This window comes from Luteibacter sp. P4_E6, assembly GCF_056401535.1.
Map to the genome: position 1 here is coordinate 1 of NZ_JBFUJE010000433.1, position 3,316 is coordinate 3,316.

A 3,316-nucleotide genomic window follows, 5' to 3' on the forward strand; every position below is an offset into this window, starting at 1 on the left:
ATATCCGTCGAGCCGCTCGTACTCACCGAGGTCATTTCCGTCACGCCGGCGATGCGTCCGAGCGCACGCTCGAGCGGCGTGGCCACGGCGGAGACCATCGTCGCCGGACTGGCGCCGGGCAACGAGGCCGAGACCTTGATCGTCGGCACGTCCACCTCGGGAAGCGACGCGATGGGCAGCAACCGCCACGCCAGCGCGCCGGCGATCACCAGCCCGATGCACAGCAGCGAGGTCGCCACCGGCCGGTCGATGAATAGCCGCGAGATGTTCATGCCCGGCGACGCTGCAACACGCGCTCGAACGCGAGGTAGATCACCGGCGTCGTGAACAACGTCAGCAACTGGCTCACCAGCAGGCCCCAGAAGATGCCCACGCCCAGCGGATGGCGAAGCTCCGCGCCCATGCCGCCGCCCAACATCAGCGGCAACGCGCCGAGCATGGCGGCGAGCGTCGTCATGATGATGGGACGGAAGCGAAGCATGCAGGCCTGCACGATGGCGTCGCGCGGTGTGAGACCTTGCTGACGCTGCGCATCGATCGCGAAGTCGATCAGCATGATGGCGTTCTTCTGCACGATGCCGATCAGCAGGATGACGCCGATGAGCGAGATCACGTCGAGCTCGAACCCACCGATCATCAGCGCGAGCAAGGCGCCGATGCCCGCCGAGGGCAGCGTCGAGAGAATCGTCAACGGATGGATGTAGCTCTCGTACAGCACGCCCAGCACGATATACACGGTGATCAGCGTGGCCAGGATCAGCCAGGGCTGGCCGTCCCGCGACGCCTGGAACGCCTGCGAAGAGCCCTGCCAGCGCATCTGCATGCTGGCCGGCATCTTCAGGTCGCGCCATGCGGCGTCCACGGACTTCATCGCGCTATCCAGCGCCACGCCTCGCGCCACGTTGAAGGACACGGTCGCCGCCGGAAGCTGATCGATACGGGTGACCACGAGGGGCCCCGTCCGTTCACTGACCTGGGCGATGGACGACAGGGGAATCAAGGTGGACGAGGGATCGCTCGCATCGGCACCGGTCACGCCCGTACCCGCCTGCGGCGCGAGGTAGATGCCGCCCATCGCACCGGACGTACCATCGGCATTCGGAGCGGCTTCGAGAATCACCCGACGCTGGCTTGCCAGGGTCAGCAGTGTGCTCACCTGACGCTGGCCGAAGGCGTTGTAGAGCGCGTCGCCCACGGCGGCGGAGGTGATGCCGTAGCGGCTCGCGAGGTCATGATCGACCTGGACGAAGGCCTCCAGGCCCTTGTCGTGCTGGTCGCTGGTCACGCCCGAAAGCTTCCGGATGTTCTGCAGCGGACCGACGATATGCGGCAACCACTGGGAAAGCAGTGCGGGATCCGAATTCTCGACCGAGAACTGGTACTGCCCCGGACTCACGCGATCGTCGATCGTCAGGTCGGGCACGGGCTGCATGTACAGCGTGATGCCATCGACCTTGCTCGCCGCATCGGCGAGACGTTGCATGACCTTGGGCACGCGATTGCGCTTACCCAGCGGCTTGAGGTGGATGAGCAGGCGGCCGCTGTTGAGCGACAACGCGCCGTCACCGACGCCGATGAAGGACGCGACGCTCTCGACCGCGGGGTCCTTCAGGATCTCCGCCGTCAAGGCCTGCTGGCGCTTGGCCATCGCGTCGAAGGACACCGTCGGCGAGGCGACGGAAATACCCTGGATGTCGCCGGAATCCTGGGTCGGGAACAGCCCGCGCGGGATCACGAGGTAAAGCACGACGGCAAGCGCGGCCATGCCCGCTACCGTGACCAGGGTGGCGGTCTGACGCGCCAGCACCCACTCGAGGCCACGCGCATACTTCGCCAGCACCGTGTCGTGCCATTCCCTGCCCTTGCGGGCCAGGCGTCCCTGCTGGGATACCTCGGGCGTGCGCCGAAGCATGCGCGCGCACATCATCGGCGTGAGCGTCAGCGAGACCACGCAGGAAATCAGGATCGCTACAGCAAGCGTGATCGCAAACTCGCGGAACAGCCGTCCGACCAGTCCACCCATGAACAGCAGCGGGATCAGCACGGCCAGCAGCGACAAGGTCAGCGACACCACGGTGAAGGCGATCTGACGCGAGCCCTTCAACGCGGCGGAGAACGGATCCTCGCCTGCTTCGACATAGCGCGCGATGTTCTCGATCATGACGATCGCATCGTCGACCATGAAGCCGGTCGCCACGATGAGCGCCATCAGGGTCAGGTTGTTGATCGAGAACCCGGCCAGGTACATGACCGCAAACGTGCCGATCAGGGAGAGCGGTACCACCACGCCGGGGATCACCGTCGCCGTGCCGCTGCCCAGGAACAGATAGATGACGAACACCACGAGGATGATCGCGAAAATCAGTTCGAGCTGCGTGTCGCTCACGGCCGCACGCACGGTCTGGGTGCGGTCGGTCAGGGTCGCGACATCGACCGCGGCCGGCAGCGTCGTCTTCAGCTGCGGCAACAGATCGCGGATGCGATCGACCACTTCCACCACGTTGGCGCCGGGCTGGCGACGTATGAGCAGGATGATCGCCGGATCCTTGCCCGACCATGCGGCGAGGCGCGCATTCTCGGCGCCGTCAGCCACCTTGGCGACGTCACCCAGGCGCACCACGGCGCCGTCGCGGTGACCCACGGTCAGGCGCTCGAACTCGGCGGCGGTATCGATGGGATTGCTGATGGCGATGTTCGAGGACCGGACCGGCCCTTCAAGACTGCCCTTGGCCTGGTTCGAATTCGCATCGTGGAGGGCGCTGCGAAGGTCGTCCAGGGTCATGCCCTGCGAGCGCAGCTTCGAGGGATCGGCCTGCACCACGATCGCCGGCTGCTGGCCGCCATCGAGGCTGACCAGACCCACGCCGGTCACCTGAGAAAGCTTCGGCACCAGGCGCGTATCGGCCAGCTCACGAAGCACCCGCAACGACAGGGTCGGCGAGGTCAGGGCCAGCGTCATCACCGGCGCGTCGGCCGGATTCACCTTGCGATAAATGGGCGGTTGCGAGATATCGGGCGGCAGCAGGGGTGCCGCCCCATTGATGGCAGCCTGCACTTCCTGTTCGGCGACGTCCAACGGCAGTTCGAGATTGAACCGCAGCGTGATCGTCGACGCGCCGGCGGCGCTCGTCGACGACATCTGGCTCAGGCCGGGCATCTGCCCCATCTGGCGCTCGAGGGGTCCCGTGACGGTCGATGCAACGACCTGGGGGCCTGCACCCGGATAGGCGGTGACGACCTCGATGGTTGGGAAGTCGACTTCCGGCAAGGCCGAGAGCGGCAGGAACCGGTACGCGAAGAGGCCGACCAGCAGAAT

Annotated in this window: 2 protein-coding genes; both read right to left on the reverse strand. The window is 66.0% G+C overall.

Annotated elements, in window-relative coordinates; translation table 11 throughout:
- The coding region (locus tag AC1DT2_RS18685) for an efflux RND transporter permease subunit (RefSeq protein ID WP_477297972.1) at positions 1 to 272 on the reverse strand (272 nt) is incomplete at its 3' end.
- Positions 269 to 3,316, reverse strand: a 3,048-nt coding sequence (locus AC1DT2_RS18690; RefSeq protein ID WP_477297973.1) for an efflux RND transporter permease subunit, incomplete at its 5' end; no start/stop codon positions are given. The genes AC1DT2_RS18685 and AC1DT2_RS18690, both read right to left, overlap by 4 nt.